This is a genomic window from Kitasatospora purpeofusca (assembly GCF_036010405.1).
Classification (GTDB): domain Bacteria; phylum Actinomycetota; class Actinomycetes; order Streptomycetales; family Streptomycetaceae; genus Kitasatospora; species Kitasatospora purpeofusca.
Genome location: NZ_CP108561.1, coordinates 1,756,535 through 1,780,748 on the forward strand (window position 1 = coordinate 1,756,535; position 24,214 = coordinate 1,780,748).

At 73.2% G+C, this 24,214-nt stretch carries 31 protein-coding genes; 26 read left to right on the forward strand and 5 right to left on the reverse strand.

The features are described from left to right. Window positions 1–291: 291 nt before the first annotated feature. The 18 genes from OG715_RS07375 to OG715_RS07460 all read left to right on the forward strand — a co-directional run bounded on the left by OG715_RS07375 (window position 292) and on the right by OG715_RS07460 (window position 13,890). Window positions 292–900, forward strand: a complete 609-nt coding sequence (locus OG715_RS07375) for a DUF4913 domain-containing protein (RefSeq protein ID WP_266276266.1) — start codon at window positions 292–294, stop codon at window positions 898–900. Between the two features lie 17 nt (window positions 901–917). Next, a complete protein-coding gene (locus OG715_RS07380; protein WP_266276264.1) occupies window positions 918–1,274 on the forward strand; it encodes a hypothetical protein in 357 nt (118 codons plus the stop codon). Between the two features lie 49 nt (window positions 1,275–1,323). Beyond that, complete coding sequence (locus OG715_RS07385) at window positions 1,324–2,250, forward strand: winged helix-turn-helix transcriptional regulator (protein ID WP_266276262.1); 927 nt, start codon at window positions 1,324–1,326, stop codon at window positions 2,248–2,250. An 8-nt stretch (window positions 2,251–2,258) separates the two neighbouring features. Continuing rightward, entirely contained in the window at window positions 2,259–3,107 is an 849-nt protein-coding gene (locus OG715_RS07390; protein ID WP_266276260.1) for a hypothetical protein, read from the forward strand. After that, on the forward strand, window positions 3,104–3,553 hold the full coding sequence (locus tag OG715_RS07395; protein WP_266276258.1) for a hypothetical protein: 450 nt from the start codon (window positions 3,104–3,106) through the stop codon (window positions 3,551–3,553). Before OG715_RS07390 ends, OG715_RS07395 begins: the two co-directional genes overlap by 4 nt. 45 nt (window positions 3,554–3,598) lie before the next feature. Next, window positions 3,599–4,822 (forward strand): MFS transporter, encoded by a 1,224-nt coding sequence (locus tag OG715_RS07400; protein WP_266276256.1) that lies wholly within the window; start codon window positions 3,599–3,601, stop codon window positions 4,820–4,822. Further along, the gene (locus OG715_RS07405) at window positions 4,819–5,508 is read left to right on the forward strand and encodes an HAD family hydrolase (RefSeq protein WP_266276254.1); all 690 of its coding nucleotides are present in this window, start codon (window positions 4,819–4,821) and stop codon (window positions 5,506–5,508) included. The genes OG715_RS07400 and OG715_RS07405 overlap by 4 nt, the downstream gene beginning before the upstream one ends. Further along, on the forward strand, window positions 5,505–6,308 hold the full coding sequence (locus tag OG715_RS07410; RefSeq protein WP_266276252.1) for a hypothetical protein: 804 nt from the start codon (window positions 5,505–5,507) through the stop codon (window positions 6,306–6,308). The genes OG715_RS07405 and OG715_RS07410 overlap by 4 nt, the downstream gene beginning before the upstream one ends. Beyond that, complete coding sequence (locus OG715_RS07415; RefSeq protein WP_266276250.1) at window positions 6,305–6,838, forward strand: hypothetical protein; 534 nt, start codon at window positions 6,305–6,307, stop codon at window positions 6,836–6,838. The genes OG715_RS07410 and OG715_RS07415 overlap by 4 nt, the downstream gene beginning before the upstream one ends. A 34-nt stretch (window positions 6,839–6,872) precedes the next feature. After that, window positions 6,873–7,802 (forward strand): DUF4259 domain-containing protein, encoded by a 930-nt coding sequence (locus tag OG715_RS07420; protein ID WP_266276248.1) that lies wholly within the window; start codon window positions 6,873–6,875, stop codon window positions 7,800–7,802. After that, window positions 7,799–8,572, forward strand: a complete 774-nt coding sequence (locus OG715_RS07425; protein ID WP_266276246.1) for a hypothetical protein — start codon at window positions 7,799–7,801, stop codon at window positions 8,570–8,572. Before OG715_RS07420 ends, OG715_RS07425 begins: the two co-directional genes overlap by 4 nt. Then, a complete protein-coding gene (locus tag OG715_RS07430; protein ID WP_266276244.1) occupies window positions 8,569–8,979 on the forward strand; it encodes a hypothetical protein in 411 nt (136 codons plus the stop codon). Before OG715_RS07425 ends, OG715_RS07430 begins: the two co-directional genes overlap by 4 nt. A gap of 210 nt (window positions 8,980–9,189) precedes the next feature. Then, on the forward strand, window positions 9,190–9,780 hold the full coding sequence (locus tag OG715_RS07435; RefSeq protein WP_266276242.1) for a hypothetical protein: 591 nt from the start codon (window positions 9,190–9,192) through the stop codon (window positions 9,778–9,780). A 39-nt stretch (window positions 9,781–9,819) separates the two neighbouring features. Next, window positions 9,820–10,740: a hypothetical protein gene (locus tag OG715_RS07440; protein ID WP_266276240.1), complete on the forward strand. Its 921-nt coding sequence runs from the start codon at window positions 9,820–9,822 to the stop codon at window positions 10,738–10,740. Between the two features lie 29 nt (window positions 10,741–10,769). After that, window positions 10,770–11,618, forward strand: coding sequence for a DUF317 domain-containing protein (locus OG715_RS07445; protein ID WP_266276238.1), 849 nt, complete (start codon window positions 10,770–10,772; stop codon window positions 11,616–11,618). Beyond that, a complete protein-coding gene (locus OG715_RS07450) occupies window positions 11,615–12,433 on the forward strand; it encodes a DUF317 domain-containing protein (RefSeq protein WP_266276236.1) in 819 nt (272 codons plus the stop codon). The genes OG715_RS07445 and OG715_RS07450 overlap by 4 nt, the downstream gene beginning before the upstream one ends. A gap of 27 nt (window positions 12,434–12,460) precedes the next feature. After that, complete coding sequence (locus OG715_RS07455; RefSeq protein WP_266276234.1) at window positions 12,461–13,033, forward strand: hypothetical protein; 573 nt, start codon at window positions 12,461–12,463, stop codon at window positions 13,031–13,033. Window positions 13,034–13,071: 38 nt separating this feature from the next. Further along, on the forward strand, window positions 13,072–13,890 hold the full coding sequence (locus OG715_RS07460) for a DUF317 domain-containing protein (protein ID WP_266276232.1): 819 nt from the start codon (window positions 13,072–13,074) through the stop codon (window positions 13,888–13,890). A gap of 143 nt (window positions 13,891–14,033) precedes the next feature. On the opposite strand, the gene OG715_RS07465 is transcribed toward OG715_RS07460, so the two are convergent. Then, complete coding sequence (locus OG715_RS07465; protein ID WP_266276230.1) at window positions 14,034–14,483, reverse strand: hypothetical protein; 450 nt, start codon at window positions 14,481–14,483, stop codon at window positions 14,034–14,036. 316 nt (window positions 14,484–14,799) lie between these two features. On the opposite strand from OG715_RS07465, the gene OG715_RS07470 reads away from it, so the two are divergent. From OG715_RS07470 to OG715_RS07480, 3 genes are all read left to right on the forward strand, one after another. Beyond that, complete coding sequence (locus OG715_RS07470; protein ID WP_327064126.1) at window positions 14,800–15,177, forward strand: DUF317 domain-containing protein; 378 nt, start codon at window positions 14,800–14,802, stop codon at window positions 15,175–15,177. Next, window positions 15,093–15,461 carry a hypothetical protein gene (locus OG715_RS07475; RefSeq protein ID WP_266276226.1) on the forward strand — a complete coding sequence of 123 codons (369 nt, stop codon included), beginning with the start codon at window positions 15,093–15,095 and terminating at the stop codon, window positions 15,459–15,461. Before OG715_RS07470 ends, OG715_RS07475 begins: the two co-directional genes overlap by 85 nt. Before the next feature lie 79 nt (window positions 15,462–15,540). Next, a complete protein-coding gene (locus OG715_RS07480; protein WP_266276224.1) occupies window positions 15,541–15,936 on the forward strand; it encodes a hypothetical protein in 396 nt (131 codons plus the stop codon). A 72-nt stretch (window positions 15,937–16,008) separates the two neighbouring features. On the opposite strand, the gene OG715_RS07485 is transcribed toward OG715_RS07480, so the two are convergent. Further along, window positions 16,009–17,190: a DUF6236 family protein gene (locus tag OG715_RS07485; protein ID WP_266276222.1), complete on the reverse strand. Its 1,182-nt coding sequence runs from the start codon at window positions 17,188–17,190 to the stop codon at window positions 16,009–16,011. Window positions 17,191–17,873: 683 nt separating this feature from the next. Here OG715_RS07485 and OG715_RS07490 point away from each other — a divergent pair. After that, complete coding sequence (locus tag OG715_RS07490) at window positions 17,874–18,218, forward strand: hypothetical protein (RefSeq protein ID WP_266276220.1); 345 nt, start codon at window positions 17,874–17,876, stop codon at window positions 18,216–18,218. 10 nt (window positions 18,219–18,228) lie between these two features. Here the strand turns inward: OG715_RS07490 and OG715_RS07495 are convergent, their stop codons facing one another. Both OG715_RS07495 and OG715_RS07500 read right to left on the reverse strand, forming a co-directional pair. After that, the gene (locus tag OG715_RS07495; RefSeq protein WP_266276218.1) at window positions 18,229–18,585 is read right to left on the reverse strand and encodes a helix-turn-helix domain-containing protein; all 357 of its coding nucleotides are present in this window, start codon (window positions 18,583–18,585) and stop codon (window positions 18,229–18,231) included. A 217-nt stretch (window positions 18,586–18,802) separates the two neighbouring features. Continuing rightward, window positions 18,803–20,185, reverse strand: a complete 1,383-nt coding sequence (locus OG715_RS07500) for an NAD(P)-binding domain-containing protein (protein WP_266277405.1) — start codon at window positions 20,183–20,185, stop codon at window positions 18,803–18,805. A 223-nt stretch (window positions 20,186–20,408) separates the two neighbouring features. On the opposite strand from OG715_RS07500, the gene OG715_RS07505 reads away from it, so the two are divergent. The 3 genes from OG715_RS07505 to OG715_RS07515 all read left to right on the forward strand — a co-directional run bounded on the left by OG715_RS07505 (window position 20,409) and on the right by OG715_RS07515 (window position 21,733). Further along, window positions 20,409–20,771, forward strand: a complete 363-nt coding sequence (locus tag OG715_RS07505; RefSeq protein ID WP_266276216.1) for an ArsR/SmtB family transcription factor — start codon at window positions 20,409–20,411, stop codon at window positions 20,769–20,771. Window positions 20,772–20,954: 183 nt separating this feature from the next. Then, entirely contained in the window at window positions 20,955–21,167 is a 213-nt protein-coding gene (locus tag OG715_RS07510; protein ID WP_266276215.1) for an ArsR/SmtB family transcription factor, read from the forward strand. A gap of 47 nt (window positions 21,168–21,214) precedes the next feature. Further along, complete coding sequence (locus OG715_RS07515; RefSeq protein WP_266276214.1) at window positions 21,215–21,733, forward strand: GNAT family N-acetyltransferase; 519 nt, start codon at window positions 21,215–21,217, stop codon at window positions 21,731–21,733. Here the strand turns inward: OG715_RS07515 and OG715_RS07520 are convergent. Then, a complete protein-coding gene (locus tag OG715_RS07520) occupies window positions 21,706–23,352 on the reverse strand; it encodes a hypothetical protein (RefSeq protein WP_266276213.1) in 1,647 nt (548 codons plus the stop codon). The two genes, OG715_RS07515 and OG715_RS07520, sit on opposite strands and share 28 nt — an antisense overlap. A gap of 109 nt (window positions 23,353–23,461) precedes the next feature. Between OG715_RS07520 and OG715_RS07525 the strand changes: the two genes are divergently transcribed. Next, window positions 23,462–24,202 (forward strand): TIGR02391 family protein, encoded by a 741-nt coding sequence (locus tag OG715_RS07525; RefSeq protein ID WP_266276211.1) that lies wholly within the window; start codon window positions 23,462–23,464, stop codon window positions 24,200–24,202. Window positions 24,203–24,214: the final 12 nt, after the last annotated feature.

The window sequence follows — 24,214 nt, forward strand, 5'->3', positions numbered from 1 at the left end:
CACCCGAATTCGTGGAATGGGTCATGGGCCTCGAAAAAGGCTGGGTGACACAGATCACAGGCCTTTCCCGCTCGGCCCAGCTCACCGCCCTCGGAAATGGCGTGGTCCCCCAACAAGCAGCTCTTGCAGTGGAGTTGCTGACTCGCGGAATTCCACTTTGCGGGAATCATCAATTCCATTCCGCCTGAATTCCCGACGCCCATACACCACCCGATATCTCCCGCACAAGGAGTTGGCCGGCGGGCAGAGTCTTGCCCATCGACGAACCCCCCGACCTTCCCGGAGCCGCCCTTGACGCCCCCCGACCCCGCCGACCTGCCCGGACGCCCCGCCGTCACTCCGGAGACCCTCGCCGAGTGGCGGACCACCCTGACCCGGCTCCAGGCCGAACGGGACTCGCTCGCCGTGGTCGCCGACCGGCTCTCCGAGGAGTACGAGCCGCAGGAGGCCGACGAGGTGCCCGCCGACGAGGCTCCCGACGACCACCCGGACACCGGCCCTCTGACGATCCTGGCCTTCGACGACGACGCGCTCGCCACCGAAGTCGCCACGATGGTGCCCTGGGTCGACCACATCCTCCTCGCCGTGTACGGACAGGAGATCACCTCCGGCCGGCCGTGGTGCACCCGCTGGCCCGAGCACGACGAGGCCCTCGCCCGCATCCACCACTGCTGGCTGGCCTGGCAGGAGCTGACCGACGCCCGCTCCGGCGCCACGGGTCCCAGCGTGTGGCAGCGCGACCACCTGGAGCCGCTGCTGCTCAAACTCCGCAGCCCCGACGGGCCGTTCGCGGCGTGCACCACCAACCCCGACCACCTGAGCCACCGCCTGCTGCCCGCACCCGTCTTCACCGACCCCGACTCCCTGCCGCAGCCGGGACCGATCCGCCCGCCCGCCTAGACCAAGGACCCACGCCCGTGACCGCCGCCGCGATCCTCGAATTCGACGCCCACCCGGCGGCGCTCACCGACCTCGGCAGCCTCCCCGTCGCTCTCCAGGACGCCGCCGTCCACCACCTGCGCCGCCTGGTGACCTGCCAGCAGCGCGGACCGGCCCTGGGGCGGCGCGGCCCGTGGGACCTGACGGGGTGCCGGAAGGTCTACCTCGACGCCGACCGGTGCTGGCGCCTGGTCTACCAGGAGCGCCCGCCCGCCCCGGCCTCCCGCTCCGGCGGCATCTACCTCGTCGCCGCCGGCCCCCGCAGCGGCCATCAGGTCTACAACACGGCGGCCCGCCGCCTGCAACTCCTCGGTGCCGCACGCCCCGCGGCCTGACACCCCCGCGCCTGCCCGTCGCACGACCCATCACCGCGAAGGACCACGCATGCCCGCCTCCACCTCCGTCGTACTCACCCGCCCCCAGGCCCAGCGGCTGCAGAACGCCCTGTCGATCCTCGGCCCGCAGAACACGATCTCCGTGCTGCGCCGCCTCAAGCGCAGCGGCGACACCCTCCCGGTCGCCGAACTCGCCGAGCAGACACCGTGGATGAGCGAAGGCCAGCTCGCCTCCCGGCTGTCGGCAATGGAGGAGGACGGGCTGCTCACCCGCAGCAACGAGGCGGCGGGCACCACCGTCACACTCACCCGCGCCGGCCGCGAGGCCCTGTTCGTCCAGATCCCGTTCACCCAGTGGGCCTCCGCCCACCAGCAGGCCCCGCAGACCGGCACGGGCCTGGGCGCGTACACCGAGCAGGCGCTGGCCACGCTCAACCGCACCCACAGCGTGGCCACGATCATGGCGCTGGCGGCGGAGGGCGAACCGGTGTACCCCTCCGAGGTCCTCGACACCACGCTGCCCGCGGGCATGCACCCCGGCAACCTCTACCAGCGCCTCGCGCAGCTTCAGGAGGCCGGGATCGTCGAACGCACCGGCACCGCGCGCAACTACCTCTACGGGCTCACCCCCGCCGGACAGGCGCTGTCCGAACCCCTGAAGGCCCTGACCAAGTGGGCGCAGCGCCACCTGCCGCCCGCGGACCGCAGCTCCTGGCCGGCGCACAGCACCAGTACCCGCGTCCACGCGCCCGCCGAGCCGGCCCCGAAGGCCGTGCCCGCTCGTTCGGCGGCGGGCACGCCCGCGCCGTTCCACGCGGCGGCGGTGTCGCCGTCTCTGGCCGAGCGGGCATCGGTCCGTGCCCAGGCCGCCTCCCTGCGCTCCGTCGCCGCGGCGCTCGTCTTCAGTCACGAGCCGGCTCCGCAGCCCGCGCCGCCCACCCCCGTCGCCAACTCCACCGCCGCCCAGCGGCGCTGAGGACTCGCATGGAACCCCTCTCCCTCCCCACTCCCGCGGACAGCGCGGCCCGCAAGCGCCGCGCCGCAACCGCAAAGGGCGTCCCGCCCGGCACCAGGCCCTACGTCCGGCCGGACTGGCAGCGCGGACACCTTGTCGGCGTCCGCCCCGCCTACCTGGCGCTCGCCACCTCCGCTCCCACCGCGTCCGCCCGCCGTGTCCTGCGCGACGCGCAATGGGACCCGCTGCCCGGGGACGGGGCTGAGGGCTTCACCCGGGGCGGCATCCGGATCGTGCTCGCCACCACCGAGGCGTTCCAGCAGCAGGACGTGCTCCACGCCGAAGGGCCCGACTGGCGGGTGGTCCTGAGTCCCGGAGCACCCGACGAGATCACCGCCGCCGTCGCCGAGGCCCTGGTCGAGGCCACCCAGGTCGAAGTGGACGGAGCGCCCGACCGCGCCGACATCGACGGTGCCATCGACGACCTCGCCGAAGCCCGCTGGATCGGCACCGATTCATGGCGAGGCACCGACATCGTGCGGATGGTCTCCCCCGACCGTCTCGCGGAGGTCCTGTGCATGCCCCGTGCCAGTGCGTGGCTGGTCACGGTCGGAATGGACGGCGAGGGCTGGGAGGCGGCGATGGCGGGCGAGTGCCCGGACATCCTCGTCGAGGCCCTCGTCGGCTTCCTCGCCTCCGAGTCACCCGTCCGACGGCACATCGGCGACCTGTCCGCCGGGATGCGCCGCCACCTCGACATCGGCCCGGACCCCGACCGCGCCGCCCGCAGCCTCTCTCCTGCCGCCCGGGCCGCCGGCCCCTGCGCCCCCGTCGTCGCACCCGCCACCGCCCAGCCGACCGTCCGGAGAAGCCGTTGACCGCCGCCGACCAGCGCGAGGCGAACGCCCTGCTCACCGCCGACCTCGCGGAGGAGTCCGAGCAGGTGCAGGCCCTGGCGCGCACCCTCGACCTGCCGCACCACGCCGAGGACCCGGCGCTGCTGCTGAGCCGCAACCTCCTGCACGTCCTGGTGCACCTGGCCACCGTCGCGGCCTCCGCCGCCGCCGTGGTCGACGCCGGCGAGACGCCGGCCGCGGCGCACCGCACCGCCCTGTCACGGATCGAGTCCGCCCTGCAGTCGCTGCTCTCCGCCGGCGGGTCGATGACCACCGTCCTCGACCAGCTCGCCGAGCGCGACAGCGGCATCACCGACACCGCCGGGCTCGTCCAGGCCGGGCGCCTGAGGGCCGCCGTCCTGCTCACCAGCGCCGCCGCCCACCTCGGCGCCGCCGCCGCCGCGCTGCGCCAGGCCCCCGGCACCTGAGCCGCCGCCCGCCGATCCGCCCCGTCAGGAGACTCCTCCTCCCGCATGCCCCTCACCCCCGCCCGTTCGTCCCGCCCGGGGCTACGCGACGTTCTCGCCCGACCGCACGTCCCGGCGATGCTCGCCGGGACCCTCGTCAGCCGGCTGCCCACGGCCATGGCACCGGTCGCGCTCCTGCTCGCCGTCCGAGCCGACGGCGGACCCGTCCTCCTCGGCGGCCTGCTCGCCGCCCTCTACGGCCTTGCCGCCGCCATCGGCCAGCCCCTGCTCGGCCGGGTCGTCGACCGCACCCGCCTCGCCCCCGTCACCGCGGTGTCCGGCGCGGTCACGGGTGCAGCGTTCGCCGCACTCGCCGTGCTCGGGTGCGCCGAGCACCCCTTCGCCGCCACCGCGCTCGCCGTCCTCGCCGGCGCCGCCACCGCGCCGACCGAGCCGGGACTGCGGGCCCTGTGGCCGCGCCTGGTCCCCGACCACGCCGCGCAGCGCGTCGCCTTCGCCCTCGACTCCGCCAGCCAGGAACTGATCTTCGTCGCAGGCCCCCTCGTTGCGACTCTCCTGTGCCAACTCGCCTCCCCTGCCGCCGCGCTGGGTGCGTCCGCGCTGCTCGGTGCGGGCGGGTGCCTCGCCGTCTCGGTCCAGATTCCCGCCCGCTGGGCGTCGCCCAGGCGGGCGCCCGTGCGCTGGAGCGGTCCGCTGCGCTCACGGGGCCTTCTTCTGCTGCTCGCGGCCATGACCTTCCTCGGCGTGAACCTCGGCAGCTTCAACGTGCTGGCCGTCGCTCTCGCCGACCGCCACGCCAGCGGCTGGCTCGCCGGACTGCTGCCCGCCGCCCTCGCCGCCGGCAGCCTGCTCGGCGGCCTGGTCTACGCCCGCTCGCCCTGGTCGATGCCGCTGTCGCGGCAACTGCTGTGCGCCGCGGGCGGGTACGCGATTCTCTTCGCACCCCTCGCTTTCACCAACGCCCCGGCTCCCACCGTGGCACTCAGCGCCTGCCCCGGCCTGTACCTTTCGCCGCTGCTGGCCGTCTCCTTCATGCTGTCCGACCGCCTCGCCCCACCCGGCACCGCCACCGAGGCCGCCGCCTGGATGATCGCGGTGATCGGCGTCGGCCAAGCCGCGGGCACCGCGCTGGCCGGGCGGCTCGCCGAACACGGCCCCGCTGCGGTCGCCGCCGTCCCGGTCCTCGCCGCGGCCCTCGCCGCCGCTGTCCTGATCGCCCGCACCGACCTGTTCGCGGGCACCGACACCCCTCGGGAGAAGTCCGCTTGACCCACCGCATCACCTCCCCGGTCCGCGTCGTCTGGGACTGGAACGGCACGGTGCGCGACGATGTCGCCGACCACGTCGCCGCGCTCAACGCCACCCTTCCGGCTCTCGGCGGCCGGCCTGTCACCGTCGAGGACTACCGCGCCAAGCACCGTGTGCCGATCCGCGCCTTCTACGACGAACTGCTGGGCCGCACGATCACCGACGCCGAATGGCAGGCCAACGACGCCGCGTTCCTCGCGGCGCTGGACGCCCGCCCGGTTCGGCTGCGCTCGGGCGTACGGCAGTTGATGATGCATCTGCGCGCCCGCGGCATCGGCCAGTCCCTGCTGTCCCTCGCCCCGCACGACCGGCTGGAGCGCGAGGTCCACCGCGTGGGCATCGGCGCGCTGATGGACCGCGTCGACGGCCGCCACGGCCCCTCCGTCACCAGCAAGGCACCGGCACTGGCCGCACACCTGCGCGCGCTCGGCGCCGGCGTCGATCCGGCGCGCGTCGTCGTGATCGGCGACAGCTGCGACGACGCCGCCGCAGCCCACGCGGTGGGCGCTTTCCCCGTCCTGCACACCGGCGGCCTTCACAGCGCGCAGCGCCTCGCCACCGCCGGCGCCCCGCTCGTCGACACCCTCGCCGAGGCCGTCGAGACCGGACTCGCCGCCGTCGCCGCCCGGACGACGGCCGCCACGTGAGCACCCTCCCCTCCCCACCGGCGGGCCCGCCCGCGACCGACCCCACCAAGGTCGGCACCGCACTGGTCCTTGCCGTCTTCGGTGTCGAACGGCTCAGTGCGATCCCCGGCTGGCACGACGACGAGGACAGCCCGCTCGGCCGCTCCGCCGACGAGATCCACCGCACCGCCCGCCGCCTCGACCACGTCCAACAGAGCATGGTCTCCCTGGCCTCCACGATCCGCCGCGACATGCAGCGCGTCGTCAACGGCGACGACGTCGACCTGCCGCAGACCCACGGCCTGCTCGGCAGCAGCGCCCTCGCGCTCGACCTGCTCTGCGCCCGGCGCGCCGAGCTCCACCAGCACCTGGACGCCCTCACCCAGCTCCACAAGATCCTCGCGGCCAACCGGCCACCCGCGACGCCCGTCCAGCCGGAAGGCCCCGCCGCCGCCCGTACCGCCGGGGGGCCGCAGCGCCCCGCCAAGCTCAACGAGGCGCAGCGCAAGGCGCTGGACGCCGTCGCCCGTGGCCGGGTCCACCTCCAGGCGGGCAGCGTCCGCAGCAGTGCGCGGGTCACGACGTCCGAGCCCGTCAGCGCCGTCTCGGTCACTGCCCTGATCAAGCGCAAGCTCGTCGAGGCCGACACCCGCACCAGCCTCTACCAGGGACAGAAACTGCGCCTGACCGCGGCCGGCACCCGCCTCCATGCCGCAGTCGTCGGCGCCGCCAGTCGGCAGGCGTCCCCGGCCGCCGCCGCGAGCCCCGAGGCCCCCGCGCCGATGGCCGGCATCCACCAGGTCCCCCGGGCGGGGCGATGAGTACCGCTGCGGCCCGCGGCCCGGCGCCCGCCCGCCAGGTCGACGGCACAGCGGCCTTCGCCGGCCGGCTCATCGTCCTGGAACGTCTGGGCATCGACACCTACGGGCTGGAAGATCGCCACCCCGAACCCGGTGAACTGCGCAGCCTGGCACGGGCCCTCGCACGTCACGCACAGCGTGTGGACGACGCCGACGAGGAACTGCGCCGCGCTGCCGACCTCGTGATCAGACGCGTCACCCGGAGCCTGAACGGCGACCACCGCGACGTCGAGTCCTGGGGCCTGCTGCGCAATCTCGGCAACGACATCGAGACGCGGGCCGCCCGCTACCACCTCGCCGTCGAACAGCTCGGCATGGCCGTCTTCCTCTACCGGCAGGCGGCCGAACGCCCCGACACCACTGCCGACAACGCACGCCGCGAGGCCGCGCTGTCGCGCACCGGCGCCGCCGCACCTGCCGTCTTCCACCCGCCTGCGCGGTTGCCGGCTTCCGACCCGCCCGCACCCACCACCGGCGCGGTGCGCCACTGAGCGCGCACCGCCCGCACCGAGGAGGATCCACCCGTTGGGCACCTGGGGCATCGGCCCGTTCGACAGCGACCACGCCGAGCAGTTCGGGGACGAGGTCGACCATGCCCTCCCCGACGCGCGGCACGCCGTCATCGAGGAGCGTCTTACCCGCTACCTCGCCGGCGGCCAGGGCTACCGCCTGCGGGACGAGGCCATCGCGGCGGCCTTCCTCGTCGCCGCCCAGAACCCGGGCGGTGCGGACGCCGTCGCCTCCGGCCACCGCCCGAAGCAGCCGATCCCCGACCTGCCGCAGCACCTGCGTCCGATGGCGGCCCGTGCCCTGGACCGCGTGCTCGGCGACGTGCAGTTCGACATGGACGCGTGGAACCGTGCCGGGCAGCGGGAGGTCGGCGAGCAGTGGCTGGACGGCCTGGAGCGCCTGCGGACCGTCCTCGACCCGGACACCCCGTACACCGTCGCCTATACGCCGGGCCCGCTCCTGCGGCACGAGATCGGGACCGGCAGGGCCCTCCGGGAGCTCGGAGTCGACCGGCTGCGCGCGCTTCCGGGCTACGGCGACGACGGCGCCGCCGGACAGCTCGTGCGCCGGATCGTCGAGGCCGCCGCGCAGCTGGACCAGGCGCACAAGGACGTGCAGGCCGCCGCGGACCTCTCGCTCCAGGCCCTGGACGCCGTGCGCAGCCAGCTCCACGTTGTGGCCCTCGGCGCCAGCGGCGATTTCCACCCGCGCGACGTGCCCGCCTATTCGGTCTCCCCGGCGCTCGGCCCGGCCATGGCCCAACGCGCCGACCGCCACCGCCACCTGACCGCCCTGCTCGACCTGTACCGGGCGACGACCGCCCCGGCGGACGAGAGCCCGCGGGCCACCGCCGCCCGCACGCGCACCGCCGCCGCGGCAGAGAGCCCCTCCGCCGCTTCCCCGCCGCCCCCGACCGCCGAACCCCGAGCAGCACGGCGCCGATGAGCCCGAGACCGCGACCAGTCGCTGCGGCCCGGCTACGCCCCGTCCTGCCTCCGGCCGGCCCAATCCTTGGAGACCACCTGGCCAGCAAGCCCACTCACCACGCCCAGCAGGCCCTGCAACTGCTGGCGCCGCCCGGCACCGTCCGGGTCCTGCTCGCAGTCAACTACCACGAGGACCCCGGTGCCCGGGCCGCCGGCCCGCCCGCCACGGACAGCATGGACGAACCCGAAGTCCGCCAGCACCTGCGGCGGCTGCAGGACGCACGGCTCCTCGCCCACACCGGCGACTACGACATCAGCCGGCAGTCCACCACCACGGCTGCCCGCGAGCTGTGGCCGGTCTGGCTCTCGGCCCTCCGAGTCTCCTACGCCGCCGCCCCCGAACTCGCGCAGGATCATGTCGGGATCACCGTCGAGCGGGCGCTGGAGATCGCCGGTCATCCGGCCGTCCTGGACGCGGTCTCCACCATGCAGCGTCTCCCGGTCCCGCTCAGGGGAGCTTCCCACGGCGTCGCCCGCCTGCTGGACACCCTCAGCCGGACGAAGCGGGACGGGGAGGAGCCCAGCAACCGGATATCGGTCGAGTTCCTCGGGCACCTGACCGACCTGCACACCGCCCTCGGCGACTGGCACCGGACCTACTTCCCCGCCGACCGTGTGTCTGCCTCCACTACGCGGAGCCTCTCCCCGGCCACCACCGAACACCCCTTGCCGCCGGCCAGCAGCTCCCCTGCTCCCGGGACAGCTCAGTCCCGACGCACCGGCCGGTGAACGGGCCCGAGCCCGACGGAGCCGACTTCGGCTTGGCGGGCCTGGAGGCGGCCGGTGTCGACGACATGGCGAACGCCCGGATCCTGCTCGCCAGCGACCTCGTCTTCGCCCAGGAGCACGAGCCCGGCCTCGCCGCGAGCAACTTCCTGGGCGCAGGCCCGCACAGTGTCCTGGCCGCCCGCATCACCCGTGACCAGCAGGCCGGCACCTACACCGTGCGCCTGCACCGCGCCGACGACGCCTGGGAGGCCCTGGCCTGGCTGCGAGCCCGGGCAACGGACCCTCCGGCCACGACCGCCAGACGCTCCGCCGCCCTCGCCCGCAGCCGACGCGCCGCACCGGCCCCCCAGACGGCAGCGCCCCGCTCCACGACCGACCAGCCCCGGACCCCCGTCCGGCGGCGCTGACCCGACCACCACCGGAAGACCCCCGCCATCCCGACACACCCCAGCAGCACTGCAGCCGACTTCGGCATCGGCGACCTGGAACCCGGCGACTCGGCCAGCGAGCACACCGCCGACTATCTCTGCGTCATCGCCACCGAGCTGATCCCCCTGTCCGACCAGCACACCGCTGAGCAGACCAGCAGCTTCTACGTCGCGTTCGACACCGCCAACGTGTGGCAGGACGTCCCGGGCCTCGCGTCCCTGCGGGCCGTCCACGTCGAACGCGACCGGACCGCAGGCGTGTTCACCATCGAATCCGCCTCCTTCCCGCTGGTGGCGATGGCACAGAACTGGCTTGTCGGCCGCGGGGCCGCCCCCGACAGGTTCACCTCCCGCACCCCCATCGGGCCCGCCGACCGGGAGACCCGGCGCGTCGAGACCCTGCTGCGCGAGACCGGTCCCGAGCGCTTCACCGTCCACGACGACTACACGTACACCACCGAGCCGTACGACATCTGGGTCATCGCCACCGACACCCGCACCGACGACCCGCAGCTGCCGGTACGGGTCTTCCACGAGCGGCGCCAGGTCGACGACGACACGTACACCCTGCGCGAAGGCCATTTCCCCACCGTCGACGCTGCCCGCGCCTGGACCCAGGACCCCGACGCACCGCTCCCGCAGCCGCGCACTTCGCCGAGCGCCCGCGCCGCGGCAGCCTCCCGCGGCAACTCCCGCAGTGCTGCGGGGCCCGTCGTCAGCACCGCGCCCACCCCCGGTCCCGCCGCGCCCCCGGCCCCGGGCCGAACCCGCACCCGCTGACCCCGCGCCGTCGCCACGATCCGCCCGTAAGGCCACACCATGACCACTTCCCCCACCCCGGCGCCCGGATGGCACAGCCTTGCCGCGTTCACCGAGGCACTCGCATCCCGTCTGCCCGACCGGTGGACGCCGTCCTCCACCCCGCTCACCACCAGCGACGCCCGCAACAACGTCCACGCCAGGCTGTGGGACCTCGCCCACGCCTCCTGGGCTCTCCAGACCGTCGTCTACGACCGCGCCGGGCTCCTGCGCGGCCCCGGCGGGCGCGAACTGCTCGTCCTCCCCCGGCCGCACCCGCACGCCGGGCAGTACATCGTCGCCGCGCTGCTGCCCGAGGCCCTCGGTTCCGCCTACGACCACGAGGACCTGGCGCCCCACGGCATCGCGGTCGACCCGGACCCCCCGCGCGCGGCCTCCGCCGTCACCGACCGCCTCCTGCCCCGCTACGACCGGGCTATCCGGCAGCTGCTCGCAGGCATCGACTCCACTGCGGACCTGCCCTTCACCAGTCACCGCACCGACTCCCCCGTCCTGCGCCACGCCGTGCGCACCCTGCTGCTCGTCGCCGAACTACGCCTCGCGGACGAGTCGTACGACGTGCTGGAGGCCCTGGCCGGTGGCGGCGAGTACGTCTGCGACCGTGTCGAACTCGACTACGACATGGCACCGCTGGTCGAGGCCGCCGCCGTGCAGGCCGTCCTGTCCGCCGCAGGACTTCCCACCGGTTCGCTGTTCGACCCCGGTATCCCCGCCCAGTTGCGCCGGCTGTCGGCCCGGTCTCCGGCCGATCAGTACGACGTGCTCCGCCGTGCCGCCGAGTCCCTCGCCGAGCCCGTGCCCTCCCCGAGACTCGGAGCCGCCAGGGCTCGCACCCGGATCCTCTCCACGAGCCCGGCAGCCGCCGCACTGCCTGCGCGGCCGACGGCAACCGCTTCCCGCACCTCCGTGCCCGGCCGCTGACCGCCGGGCCGATCACCAGAAAGCCCCGCGTGCCCACTGCCCCCGCCGACCATGTTCTCGTCCGCCCGCTCCACCTGGCCGGCCGCGGCAACCCTGACTTCGGTCTCAACCTCGTCACCCACTTCGGCTGGCGCGTCCCCCCGCCCACGGACGACGACGAGATCCTGCTCGTCAGTCCCGACGGCCAGGCCCATCTCGCCTGGCGACCGACGACGGGTCAGTGGGACGTCACCGTGCCGAGCCGCCACTGGACCCGATCCGGGTGGACAGCCGCGTTCGACGACCATGCACCGTCCGAGATCGCCGCGGCGGTCCTCTACGCCCTCGCGCACGCCCTGCAGCACCAGCCCCAGGAGGTCCTGTACGCCATGCCCGGCCCGGACGCCGCACTCGGCGTCCTGGTCCGGGCGGGTTGGGCACCGCAGCACCGGGACGGCCACGAGGTCCTGCTGGCCCCCGACCGCCTCGGTGCGCTCACCCGCCCCCTCGGCTCCGAGGACGCCCCCACCGTGCTGACCGGCGCGGCCGAGCGGGGCACCTGGACCGTCACCTTCAGCTCCCGCACCCCCGCTGTCCTCCTGCAGACCGCCGCCGCCACTCTGCTGCGGCCGGCCGTCCGGCCTCTCGACGACCTGCCCACCGCGCACAGGCTTCGGGTCTCGGCCGACCCGGCACCGCTGTGGACCGAAATCCGCCTCGCCGACCACGCCCTGCCGGCGCCGGTTCCCGGCGACGGGGACTGGCCCAGGACCAGCACCTCCGTCCGCGCGCGGGCGGCGCTCGCATCCCCGGCCCGGCCAGTCCCGGCCGTCCATCCTGGCGCGGCACCGCCCGCCACCGGTACCCCTCCTGCGGCACCGCAAGGCAACGCCCGGTGAGCGGTGACGATCAGCAGCGGGAGCGCCGCGTGGCGGTCGCGCCCCGCTACGTCGCAGGCTGGAACTCGAACTACCACCAGCAGCTGCGGCATCTGCGGGAGCAGTACGGCTGGTCCTCGGTTCTGCAGAACCGCGGCGAGGATGCCCGGAGCCCGTGCTCGACCGCGCGGGTCTTCGACTTCCGGTGGGCCACGCGCGGTCCGGCCCTGACCATCGAGGTGACCGCCGACGATCGCAGCCCGCTGTGGAAGGCGGCCATCAGCCCCAACACCCCGGGCGAGATCCTCCTGCCCGTCCTGACCACTGTGGCCACCGCCGTGCGCGACGAACCGGCCGGTCACCACGGCCGGGCACGCCCCTGCACCATCGCCCCTGACGCCTGGGAACCCTTGCCGGGTTGGCGGCTCTCCCACGCCGACGGCTCCTCCTGGATCCACGAAGCCCCGGACTCCCTCGCCTGTCTCGTGGTGCGTTCCACCGCCTCCGGCCCCTCCGACCAGGAGGCCGGATACAGCCTTCACGGCGGTCCCGGAGACAGCCCTCGCAACTGGACGGCCCGGTTCTCGCCCACGACCCCGCCCCGGATCGTCGCGGCGATGTACCAGGCCGTCGCCGCCCCCGAGCCACTGGTCCGCTTCCCCGAGGACGTGCCCCCGCACCACTGGCCCTACGCGGTCGTCACCGCGCTCGCACCGCCCGAACCGGCCCGCTCCGCTGCCGCAGCCCTGCGCAGCAAGGCACCACCGCCGCGCCCCGCCGTGGCCACCACCGCAGCCGGTGGCCCTCCGCCCAAAGCGCGGCACCGGACCCGTTGAGCGACAAGGAGACCCGCAATCCCCAGCATGTACCGCGCCATCCAGGCCGCCGTGGCCATCGCCGTGGTCGAAGACGCCGTCCGAGGAATCCAGCGGGCCATGGACGACTGGGACGCCGTCAACGACTCGTTCTGCGACGACAGCGGCGCCATCGTCGACAGCGAGGGCTGGGGCACCCGCATCGTCGAACGCAACCTCGCCGCCTACCAGCACTTCACCCAGATCCTCGCGTACGGTTCCGCCTTCCTCTTCCACATCCGCCCCGCGACCGAAGCCCCCGCGCAGGCAGACCTCCTGAAGAACGGCAGGAGCGAGCTGTTCGGCGCCTATGCCTCGGCCCACGCGACCATTCGCGACAACTCGCACCTCCAGCGCTCCTTGTCCCGCGAGGAGACCGCCGCGGAGGTGTGGCACGAGATGACCGTGTGGGCCTCCCGCGCACCCACCATGATCCGCGCCTACCGCCAGGCCGCCTCCGCGCGGGCCCTCGCCGCGCACCCGACAGCGACGCGGGCAACATCCGGCCCGCCGATCGCCGCTCCCTCTCCCCGGCCGGACTCCGGCACATCGACGACACCGCCCTCCAGGAGACTCCCCTGACCGACCCGACCCCCGACCCGTCCTCCCCGCACCACCCGTTGAACGCCTCACGGGAGTACCACGTCGCCCCGCGCCACCTCACCCCCGGCGCGGGCATACCCGACACCGCGCTGCAGCGCCTCACCGCCGCCCGGTGGCTCCACGGCGGCGACGACGTCGCCAACGTCTACCTCGCCAGTCCCGACCTGCGCATCCGCTTCGGGTTCCTCCCCGAGACGCCGGGCCCGCTGTGGAAGGCCACCGCAGCCAACGACCCGTTCCACGGCGAGGCCGCGTGGCTCGTCACGATGAGCGACCATACGCCGGCCGAGATCGTGGCCGACTTCGCCAGCACTCTCGCCAGCGTGCACGCAGAGGGCCCTGCGGCCTACCTGACGGACAACCATCCGATCGCCTTCGGCGAGACCCTGCTCGCCGCGGGCTGGAGCACCGTCGAGGACGAGCGGCTTCCCCATGCGTTCTCGCAGTCCCCCGACGGCTACGCCGAGGTCCACCACATTCCCGGCGACCTGGACCGCGCGAGCGAACTGGCGGGAACCAGCGCCCGCTGGATCGTCAACGGCGGTACGGACGAGCAACGCTGGTGGATCACCGCGTCATCCGCCACCCCGACGCGCTTGGTCGCCGGCCTCTACGGCGCCGTCGTGAACCCGGTCCCGGTCCGCCGCGAGGGCAGCGAGCTCAGGCACCTTCCGGTGTGCGCCACCGTGACCCCGGTCGCTCCCGTACGCGGGAACAGCCGTGCGCTGGCAGCCCATGCCGGCTCCCCTCTGATCCGCTCGGCCCAACCCTCCGTCTCGGTCAAGTCCGGCCCGGCATTCGTCCGCGGCGGGATCCGACCGGCGTTCTCGCGATAGATGAACCGGGCATCCTGCCGACGGACACGATCGCAGTACTCCGCCGACTCCCGCCTCCACACCGATCAGGGGACCGACCTCCGCCCGGGTCGTCGTCCCGGTGGATCAGAACAGGGAGAAGGTGTCGAGCTTCCACTCGTCGATCAGACAGTCCCCCGCTTCCAGGCCGGACAGCGCAGCGGTGAGGTCCCAGAACATCGAGGTCGAGAAGCTGCCGGCGACCACCACATCACCCTGGAGATCCTCCAGCCCGTCGCCCCGTGAATCGCTTCGCGCCGGCTCAGGTCCGTCGTGATGACCTGCAGCAGATGCTCGGCGACCTTGCCGGAGCGGCCGAACCCTTCCACACGTGCGACGACGGCAGGACGGTACTTGGCCGCCTTGTCCAGCTGGATCCGAACGACCGGCGCGACGGAGGTGGTGTTGGCCTTGCCGGCCGGCCCGTTGCACGGGACGCAGATCGGCGCGAGGTTGTGCGGGTCGTGCAGGTCGAAGTTGTCCGGCAGGCCGAAGTGCTGCCGCAGGTCCCGCAGCAGGTCGTCGGAGACATCCTTCGCGATGATGTGGTCGATCTGGCAGCTGGCGAACTCCACCGGCTTCAAGCACAAGTAGCACCTGCGCTTCCACACCTCCCACAGTGCGAGCCTCAGCGCCGAGTTGTCGCCCGGGCCGTAACGAACGCTGCTCGCCCTGCGCATCATCCAGTCCCCTCCCTCGATCGGGCCAACCCCCGTTGTACCGCAGCCCACCCACAACCGCCGCTGCTATCGGCCGACGCCGCCGCCAGCGGAGGACACCGCCACGTGCCGCCTCGCAAACCGGCAACTGACGACGCACGATGCGCACTTGGTGTTCGCCTGGGGCAGACACGATCGACTACGCAAAGCCCCTGAACCCAAGGAAACATGGATGTCTCCCCGCAAACAGGAAGGCAACCATGTGACCGTGGCGATCACCGCCCCGACCGTTCCCGGCCTCAAGCCGGGCGGTCCGGTCGAGCACCGAACCTGGCTGGTCGGACCCGGCAGCCCGTACCTGATCTCCGACGTCCTCGCGGCCCGGGGCTGGAGTTGGGTCATCGACCCGCGGGGCAGCCTCCACGCGGCCAGCCCCGACACCGGCGTCTACCTCGGCTACGCGCCCGACGACCCGAACGCTGACACCTGGACCGTCGCCGTCACCGGCACGGACCGCGACGCCGGGTGGAAGGCGACCTTCGACCGCGAGGCCCCGGTCGAGCTGGTCATCGACCTGATCACAGCGCTGTACGACCGTCCCACCCGCTGAGCCCCGCCAAGGAGTCCGCCATCACCTCCAGCTCCACCGCACCCGAGGCCGACGTCGCCCGCCACTTCGCCTCGGTCCGCTACCTGGCCGTCGTCGGCACCGTCTCCACCGCCGCCACCACGGCCGTCTGCGCGCTCCTCGACCTCGGGTTCCTGTCCTTCGCGCTCGGCCTGACCTGCGGCCAGCAGATCGCCCTCCAGATCAAGCTCCAGCGGCTCCAGAGCGCCGTGGTGGCCGCGACAACCACCGCCCGGATGCCGCAGCAGCGCGGCCAGTCAGACTAGCGGTACTGGAACGGGGAACCGCCCGCCCCGTACTCCCGCGCTGGCCGCCCCCTCGCTCCCTCGCCGATCCGGAGTCGCCGTGAAGTCCTCCGCCCGCCCCCGCCCGTACAACCTCGCCGTCAGGGCGACCGTGCTCACCTGGGTCTGCGCAAGCGCCGCGACCGCCGTCGCCTGCGCCGCAGTCGTGATGTACGACGCCGTCCGGCACCACCGTGTCGCGTCCGGGGAGTTGACGGTCGTGGCCCTCGCCGTCTTCAGCCTCCGATTCGCCTCGTCCCGATGGGACAAGATCACCGACGCCGACGTCCTGCACCGTCTTCGCCTCGCCGACAGCCCCTGCGGCGCCGGTGACCTCGCCCGCCACCTGGTCCGCCGCCGCGGCCCGGTCCATCTGAGCCTGCGCCGCCTCTCCCGGGCTGGCCTCGTCGTTCCGGTCGACTCCGTCGACGGCACCGTTCGCTACACCTGCGTCTGACCGAAGCCCATCAGCAGAAGCACGTGGGGCCCGCACCGCCGCTTGCGGTGCGGGCCGCACGTGCTTCCGACGTCAGATCCCCACACCCGCAGTGCGCGCGAGGACCCGGCCCGCCCGCTTCAGCACCGTGGCCGGCTTCAGTTCCTTCTCCACGCGCAGCAGGTAGCCCACCGGCGAGGAGGCGACCATGCTGTCGCGCTCGCGAGCGACGGCCTGGCGGTTTGCAAGGGCGGCGAACGCGATGCCGGTGCCCACCGCCGTTGCGGTCCCTCCTCCGAGAAGCCAGGCAAGCCCGGCCCCGGGCACGGAGACCTCCGGCCTGATCGTGAGCGTGGTGTAGACGGTGTCGAGCTTCAGGCCGTTGATGGCCTTGCGCAGCTTGTCGAGCGGCAGGGCGAGGTGGTGGTCGAACGCTCTCTGGAGGTGGAGTTCGAAGGCGGCCCGGTCCGTCACCTGCTGGGTGGCTCCGAGCACGTCGGCGGTGGCCGCCTCGACGGCGGCAGAGAACGCGGTGAACTCGTCGGCGTAGTCGGTCCGCAGCCGGACGATCTTGTCCGCCGGGACGTGGCGCAGGTCTGCCGGCAGGACGCACTTCACGGCCATCATGGCCATCCTGCTCTCTGCCGTGTCGCGGCCGACGGCTGGCGCCGTACGCCCCAGGAGCGTGTCGGCGATGCGCCCAGCACTCCACTCGCCGCCCGCGGTGTAGGCGTCCAGCTGGTCGGTGACCGGTGTGAACGCCGTCCGGCGCGCGAGCTCCTCGGTGATGGCGCACTTGTAGGCCCAGGCGAAGGCCGGGTCCACCACGACCCACGACACCTGCTGGTCCCCCACGGTCTGCCGCCAGTCGCGGTAGGCCAGTCCGGCCTCCCGCAGCGTTTCCTCCAGTTCCTCGGGCACCTCCTCCGGGTACAGGCCGGTCAGGTCCCGGGTGCTCGGCGCGAGCATCGGGGCCGACTGCCAGCGCGAGGTGAACCGGCGGTCCTCCACGTCGAATCGGGCGCGCAGGGCCTCGGCATTGTCCCGAACGGCCGCGACGAACGCCGGCGCGACCGCCACGGCCGCCGGGCGCGGATCACGGTCGATGAGGAACCCGGAGCCCTCGTTGAGCTCCTTGACGACAGCGCGGTCCCGCACCGGGAATCCTTCCGGCACGACGCGGGCCAGGTTGCGCCAGTACAGTGCCGCCGCCTTCGCCCAGGTCTCGTCCCGCAGGTGGACGTACGGGTAGTAGAGCCCGGTCTGCAGCGCCATCGATCGCCTTCCTCTCCCCCGGCCCGACCAACCGTGGTCAAGGCCCCACCGAATGCTATGCGGGTGCCCCTTGCCTCTCCGCATGATGCTGCTTCTACGGCCCGCTCAGGCAGGGAACGACAGCGCACCCGCACCTGCGGAGCTGGCGCGGGGCGAGATCAACTCAGCTGCTGCCTATACCGGCGGAGGTCACTTATTCCTGGTGCGTCGTATTCCCAGCCGGCGAGGCGAAGCTACTAGATCATCAGAAGCAGGGCATCTCCGGTTGCATGCCACCGGGGGGCGGCATCATGTGAGCTTGCGGACTGACAGGCTAGTAAGCGACGTGTCCATAGAGGGCCGTGCGTACCTCACACGGGGCTTGCAGGAAACTCGATCGCTGCAGGTCGGGTGCGCATGAGCGCAGAGCCCGAGAACGCGTGAGTGCTCATCTCGGAACGCGTGGCGATTGTTCGCAGGTCAGGCCAGGTGTCGGTCACGCCGGTGGTCGCGAGGTCGGCTTGAGTCTTCTGGTGGCTGCTCACGGGTTCGCTTGAGCGCTTCGTCTCGCTGGCCCCTGACGGATACCGCGTTGATATTGGCCGGGTGAACCGTGCCACGCTGACACAGTCCCGCGAGCTTCTCGTCGTCGTGATATCGCATGACGGGAGAGTTCTGCTCAAGCAGGAATCGGGCGATTCCTGGTGGTGGCCTTTGCGTTTCACGGCGGCGGCCGAGCAGTCGTTTCTGCGTTTCGGGAGGTGCGGCTCCGGGATCCCGTTCTCGCCGCGGGCCGGGTCGGGCCGGTGGTGGCCCGGCTGTGCCGCGAGGCGGTCGTCGAAGGCAGGCCGGTGTGTCAGGAGTTCCGGCTGTTCATCGTGAAGCCGGCATCGGTGGCCGGGCCTCCCGGTATCGAGGGCGGGACGTGGTGGCCGATCGGGCGGCTCGGCGGGCCCGGGGTGGCAACGTTTCCGCTGGAGCTGGGTGTCCTGCTGGAGGGCTACGTCGGCGGGTGGATCCCGGACGGCATGATCACGCTGGACGCCTGAGGCGGCGGAGTCAGCTTGTCGCGGCCGGCTGCGTGGTCGCCCGGGCGCGCTGGGCGGGGGCCTGGTCGACGGCGGCGGTGCCCGGCCACAGGTCGGTGGCGAGGGCGATCTCCAGGCGGGCGACGGTGCCGATGTCGCAGAGGACCTTTCCGCGCATGAGGCGGCTGATGGTGGTGTGGGCGACGCCGGACTTCTCCCCGAGGGTTCGGGTTCCCAGACCGGCGGATTCAATGGCGCGGACGAGATTGCGGGCGAAGGCCTGGCCGTAGTACGCGCTCACCGGGGCGTCGGGAGCGAGTTCCGCCCGCGGCCATTGACCGGTGGCCACGTATGCGGCGGGCACTTGGTCGTTGTTGCTCCGGGGCATGCCCGGATCATCCCACGTCCCCATGGGCCCTTTCCTCCGTTGCGCACGTTTTGCCCGAACCGACAATCGGTGCATGTAAGCACCAATTCGTTGATTCAGGTTATGGACTGCATTCGCATCCCCGACCGAGGCGCGCCGCGAGGTGGCACCGGCGGGTGCGGGGCCGCGGCCGGTCCCCCCGGTCCGACCGCGGCCCTGCCGGTGCTCGCGGGCGCGGTCAGCATCCGCCGCCGGTGGTGGAGCAGGACGATCCGGAGTCGGCGGTGCCGAGGGTGATCAGCTGCGGCGCGGCGGGCACCGAGCAGCAGCCGCCGCCGTCCTGGGCGGCGTCGGGCTCGTCGAAGAGGCCGGCGCCTCCGCAGACCCCGGTCTCGGGGAGGGTGAGCTCGACGCGGGCGGCGGCCTCGGTGTCGCCGTCGAGGGCGGCGGCGACGGAGCGGACCTGCTCGTAGCCGGTCATGGCGAGGAACGTCGGGGCGCGACCGTAGGACTTCATGCCGACCAGGTAGACGTCCTTCTCGGGGTGGGCGAGTTCGGCGGCGCCGTGCGGGTAGACGGTGCCGCAGGAGTGCTGGTTGGGGTCGATCAGCGGTGCGAGGGCGGTGGGGGCCTGGAGGCGCTCGTCGAGGCCGAGGCGGACCTCGGACAGGAACGACAGGTCCGGGCGCAGGCCGGTGAGGACCACGACCCGGTCGACCGGCCCGCTGCGGTGCCCGTCCTCGGAGACCAGGACCAGGTGGTCGCCCTCGGTCTCGACGGCGGCGGTGCGAAAGCCCGTGAGGGCGCTGGCGTGGCCGTCGTCGACGGCCTTCCTGGCGCGCAGGCCGAGCGCCCCGCGGGCGGGGAGCTCGTCGGCCTCGCCGCCGCCGTAGGTGGAACCGGTGATGCCCCGGCGCAGGACCCACACGGCGTGGGTGCCGGGCTCCTCCCGGGCGAGGTCGGCGAGGAGGGCGAGGGCCGTGAACGCGGAGGCGCCGGTGCCGACGACGGCGGTGCGCCCGCCGGCGAAGCGCTCGCGCACGGCCGGGTCGGTCAGGTCGGGGACGCGGTAGGTGATGCGGTCGTTCGCGGTGCGCTCGCCGAGGGCGGGCAGGCCGTCGGCGCCGAGCGGGTTGGGGGTGGACCAGGTGCCGGAGGCGTCGATCACGGCGCGGGCCAGGACGCGCCCCTCGGATCCGTCGGCGTGCTCGACGTGGACGGTGAAGGGCTGCTCGGTGCGGCCGGAGTCGACGATGCGGTCGCGCCCGGCGCGGGCGACGCCGGTGACCCGGGCGCCGTAGCGCACGCGCCCGCCCAGGACGTCGGCGAGCGGCTGAAGGTAGCGCTCGGCCCACTCGCCGCCCGAGGGGTAGGCGGCCGCCTCGGGGCGGGTCCAGCCGGTGGGGGCGAGCAGTTTCTCGGCGGCGGGGTCTATCACCTCGGCCCACGGCGAGAACAGGCGCACGTGCGACCAGGCGCGCACCGCCGTACCCGCGCTCGGGCCGGCCTCCAGTACCAGGGGTTCGATGCCGCGCCCGGCCAGGTGGGCGGCGGCGGCCAGGCCGACGGGCCCGGCCCCGACGACGACGACGGGCAGCTGTTCGGCGGCGGAGGCGTTCACAGTGGCCACTCCCTCTGATTCGACATTTGTCGATGTCCTGCTTGTGCGGCCAGCCTCGCATCTGATTAGACAGACGTCAACATAGAAGACTGTCGATGCCGTCGATGGTGGCCGGGTGCCCGTGTCCCGCGCCGCCGGCCGCCGACGACCCGCGGCGGAGTGCCGACGCGGCCGCAGGGGCGCCGCCCTTCCATGCTGATTCGGCGGATGTAAATATTGACGCATGTCGAACAACGTGTCGTTGTCGCTGCTGGAGACGGACGGGGCCGCCCCGTGCTGCCCCCCGCTGACCTCCGCCCCGCTGTCCGAGGAGGACTCGGTGAGGATGGCGGCCATGTTCAAGGCACTCGCCGACCCGGTGCGGCTGCGGTTGTTCTCCCGGGTCGCCTCGCACGAGGGCGGGGAGGCGTGCGTGTGCGACATCCAGGACGTCGGCGTCTCCCAGCCCACCGTCTCCCACCACCTCAAGAAGCTCCGAGAGGCCGGCCTGCTCACCTCCGAGCGGCGCGGCACCTGGGTCTACTACCGCGTCGCCCCCTCCGTGCTCGCCGGCATGGCCGGCCTGCTCACCGCCGCCGGCCGCTGACCCGCCCCGCGCCGGCCGGGGACTGTCGCACGGGCTCATCGATCGACTATCGTCGATTGTCGATGAATGACTCGAGGAGCACCAGCCCCGTCCTGGACGCCGATACCGCGCGGCTGTACGCGTCGTGGTTCCGGGTACTCGCCGACCCGACGCGGGTCCAGCTGCTGCACCTGCTGGCGGCCGATGAGCGTCGGCGAGATCGTGGAGCGCTCCCCGGTGGGGCAGTCCACGGTCTCCCACCACCTGAAGGTCCTCGCCGAGGTCCGCTTCGTGCTGCCCGACAAGCAGGGCACCTCCACCCGCTACCGGGTCAACCGCACCTGCCTGACCGTCTTCCCGGACGCCGTGCGCGCCGTCCTCGGCGAGGGCGAACCCCCCACCCCGACCCCGTGCTGACCCCTGCGGAGGCCCCCACGGGTCGGGCCGCGACCACCGTCGTGCCGATGACCGCCGACCACGCCGGCCAGGTCCCGGCGATCTACCGGGCCGGGATCGACGAGGGGAACGCCACCTTCGAGACGAACGCCCCGACCTGGGAGGCTTTCACGGCGGCCAGGCTGCCCGAGCACCGCTGGGTCGCCCTCGACACGGCTGGCCGGGTGCTGGGCTGGGTGGCCGCATCGAAGGTCTCGGAGCGGTGCGCGTACGCAGGGGTGTTCGAGCACTCCGTCTACGTCCACCCGGACGCCCGGGGGCGGGGTGTGGCGGGCCGGCTGCTGGGGGCACTGATCGACTCGACGGAGGCGGCCGGGATCTGGACGGTCCAGTCCGGGGTGTTCCCGGAGAACACGGCCAGTCTCGCCGTCCACGCCAAGGCCGGCTTCCGGGTCGTCGGCACCCGCGAGCGCATCGGCCGCCTGCGCGGCGTCTGGCGCGACGTCCTGCTGATCGAGCGCCGCAGCCCGGTCGTCGGCAGGCCGGGCGGGGGCGGGCGTCAGTCGGGAAGCTCGCTTCCCAGGTAGCGGATCAGCGGAACGTCCGCGGCGATGCGCAGACGTACGGTGGCCCGGCCGTCGCGGTCGAAGTCGCGGCGGGCTTCGGGGAGGTTCAGTACCCGGTCGACGACGACCGTCTCGACCATGGGGCCGAGGTCCACCTCGTTGCCGCTGAAGTCGAAGACCACCTGACGGTGGACGACCGCCAGGCGGGCCGGGCCGGTGGTGGCGAGGTGGTCGAAGGCCTCGGGGGCGATCACCACGACGGACACGGTGCCCCCGGTGCGCTGCACCTTCTCGCCGTCCAGGAGGTCGAGGGCCTCCCGGACGTCGCGGGCGTCGCCCAGGGTGAAGTCGTTGGGGAGCGGGAAGAAGTGGCCGGTGAGCCGCTGCAGGCGGGCGAGGTCCTCGAGTGCGTCCGCCCATCGGCGGGCCAGGTCCGGGGCCATGATCCCGGTCGACGTCGGGACGGGTTGGCTGATCTGGCTCCGTCCGTCCGTGCGTGTGATCAGTTCCACGGTCCGGCCGGGCAGCATCCGGGCGATCAGGGACAGTGCCGGCAGGTAGGCGGACGGCATGGCCTGCTCCGGCGGCGCGAACGTCATCGTGAACTGGGTTCGCCCCGCGGGGAGGTCCAGTCGCAGCCGCAGACGGAACATCCCGGTGAGGTCGCTGCCGTAGAGGTGGCCGCCGTCGCTTCCCCGGGAGCGCTCGGTGAACCTGACGGGCAGCGAGGCGGCGGGCAGGCCGGCTTCCGTCCTCACGACGACGGTGGCGTCGAGGGGCGGCTCGAGGGTCTCGTACAGGGCACTGATGCGGATCCGGTCGGGGATGTCGCTTCCGGCGATACCGAGGCCGGCCGGCGCGTGCACGTCGAAGGCGGCCAGGTGCTCCCCGGTCAGCTGGATGTCGCCGTCCCCGAAGCGGATGACGGCGTCGAGCCTCTCGCGCAGGCGCACGTGCTCCGGGTCGTCCTTGCGCAGGGCCACCTGGCCGGTCAGCGTGATCAGTTCGTCCGCCGGGATGTGCGCCGTCCTGGGGACGATCTCCACGACGCTCGCCCCGTCGTCGTCGGTGGCCACGCGCAGGCCGTAGTGCGGGGAGGCCTCGTTCGCGCGCCGCACCAGCGTCGCATGGCGTTCGGCCAGGTCCGGGACCACGCTGAGCATGGCAGCCCGTTCGGCACACACCTCCTTGATCATCCCGAGGATCTCGTCGCTGCTGCTGTGCAGGCTGTACCGGACGAGGTCGGGGTGCGCGGCGAAGTGGGTGTTGAGCCAGGTGAGCCCGCGCCAGTGGCGGACGAAGGGGAACCGCAGGCGCAGGCCCTCGAACCACCGCGCCTCGGCGGGAGCGGGGTCGATGGGGACCAGCAGGTCCCAGTGGTCGGGCTGGTGGCGCGCGGCGGACACCAGGGAGTCCACGACCTGCTTGCGCCGCCCGTTGGTCATGCGGCCGGTGAACGACTTCACCTCGTAGAGGACGAGCTCGCCGCTTTGCGCGTACTCGAACAGGTCGCGGCCGCCGTCGCCCCCGGAGCCGTCCACCGGGACGGCCCGCGGGCGCAGGCGAAGGACCAGCATGCCGATCAGCGACTCGACGGCCTTGGGCTGTGATGCCAGCAGGGCCCAGGGGACTTCGACCATCCGATCACCATAGCGACGGCCTCCGACAGACCCGCCGGGGCGAGAGGTGCGGACCGTTTCGCGCGCAAAGGGGTGGCGCGCTCGGGCCGAGGCGGAGGATCATGCGGCGATGACCATCGACATCGCCTGGGCCCGCCAGGAGTTCGCCCAGTTCCTCCAGCTCACCGAGCTCTACAGGCCGGCCGACCCGCCCGGCGTGCTCACGGTGAGTTCCCGGCTGTCGAACCGGGGCGCACAGGCCGACGTCGTCGCCAGCGCCCAGGTCGTCGAGCGGATCCTCGACCGGGTCCTGCCGCGGTGGCGCACCGAAGTCCCCGACGACCGCAACGGGATGGTCAACCGGTGGTGCCAGCACCGGGAGGCGGTCCAGCGCGCCGATGTGGTGTTGCAGCGGGACGCGGAGGTGCGGGAGAAGCTCGGCGACGACGCGCCGCAGCTGAGCGCCGCGACGATGCACCCGTGGGTGTGGGAGGGCGCTCGGTCGCTGTGGCAGAGCGGCCACTTCCGCGAGGCGGTCACCGCCGCCGCGCGGAAGGTCAACGCGGAGACGCAGAACAAGGTCGGCCGCCGCGACGCGAGCGAGACCGCGCTCTTCCAGAGCGTCTTTTCCAAGGACGCCCCGAAGACCGGCCAGCCGAGGCTTCGGCTGACGGCCGACGACAACAGCGACACCTTCCGCAGCGTCCACCGCGGCGTCACCGCGTTTGCGGAGGGCTGCTTCGCCGCCATCCGCAACCCCAACAGCCACGAGGACGGCCTGCCCGAACTGCCCGAGCACGAGGCCCTGGAACAGCTGGCGGCGTTCAGCGTGCTGGCCCGCTGGATCGACACCGCGACCCTCGCCACCTGAGCCGGCCGGCCC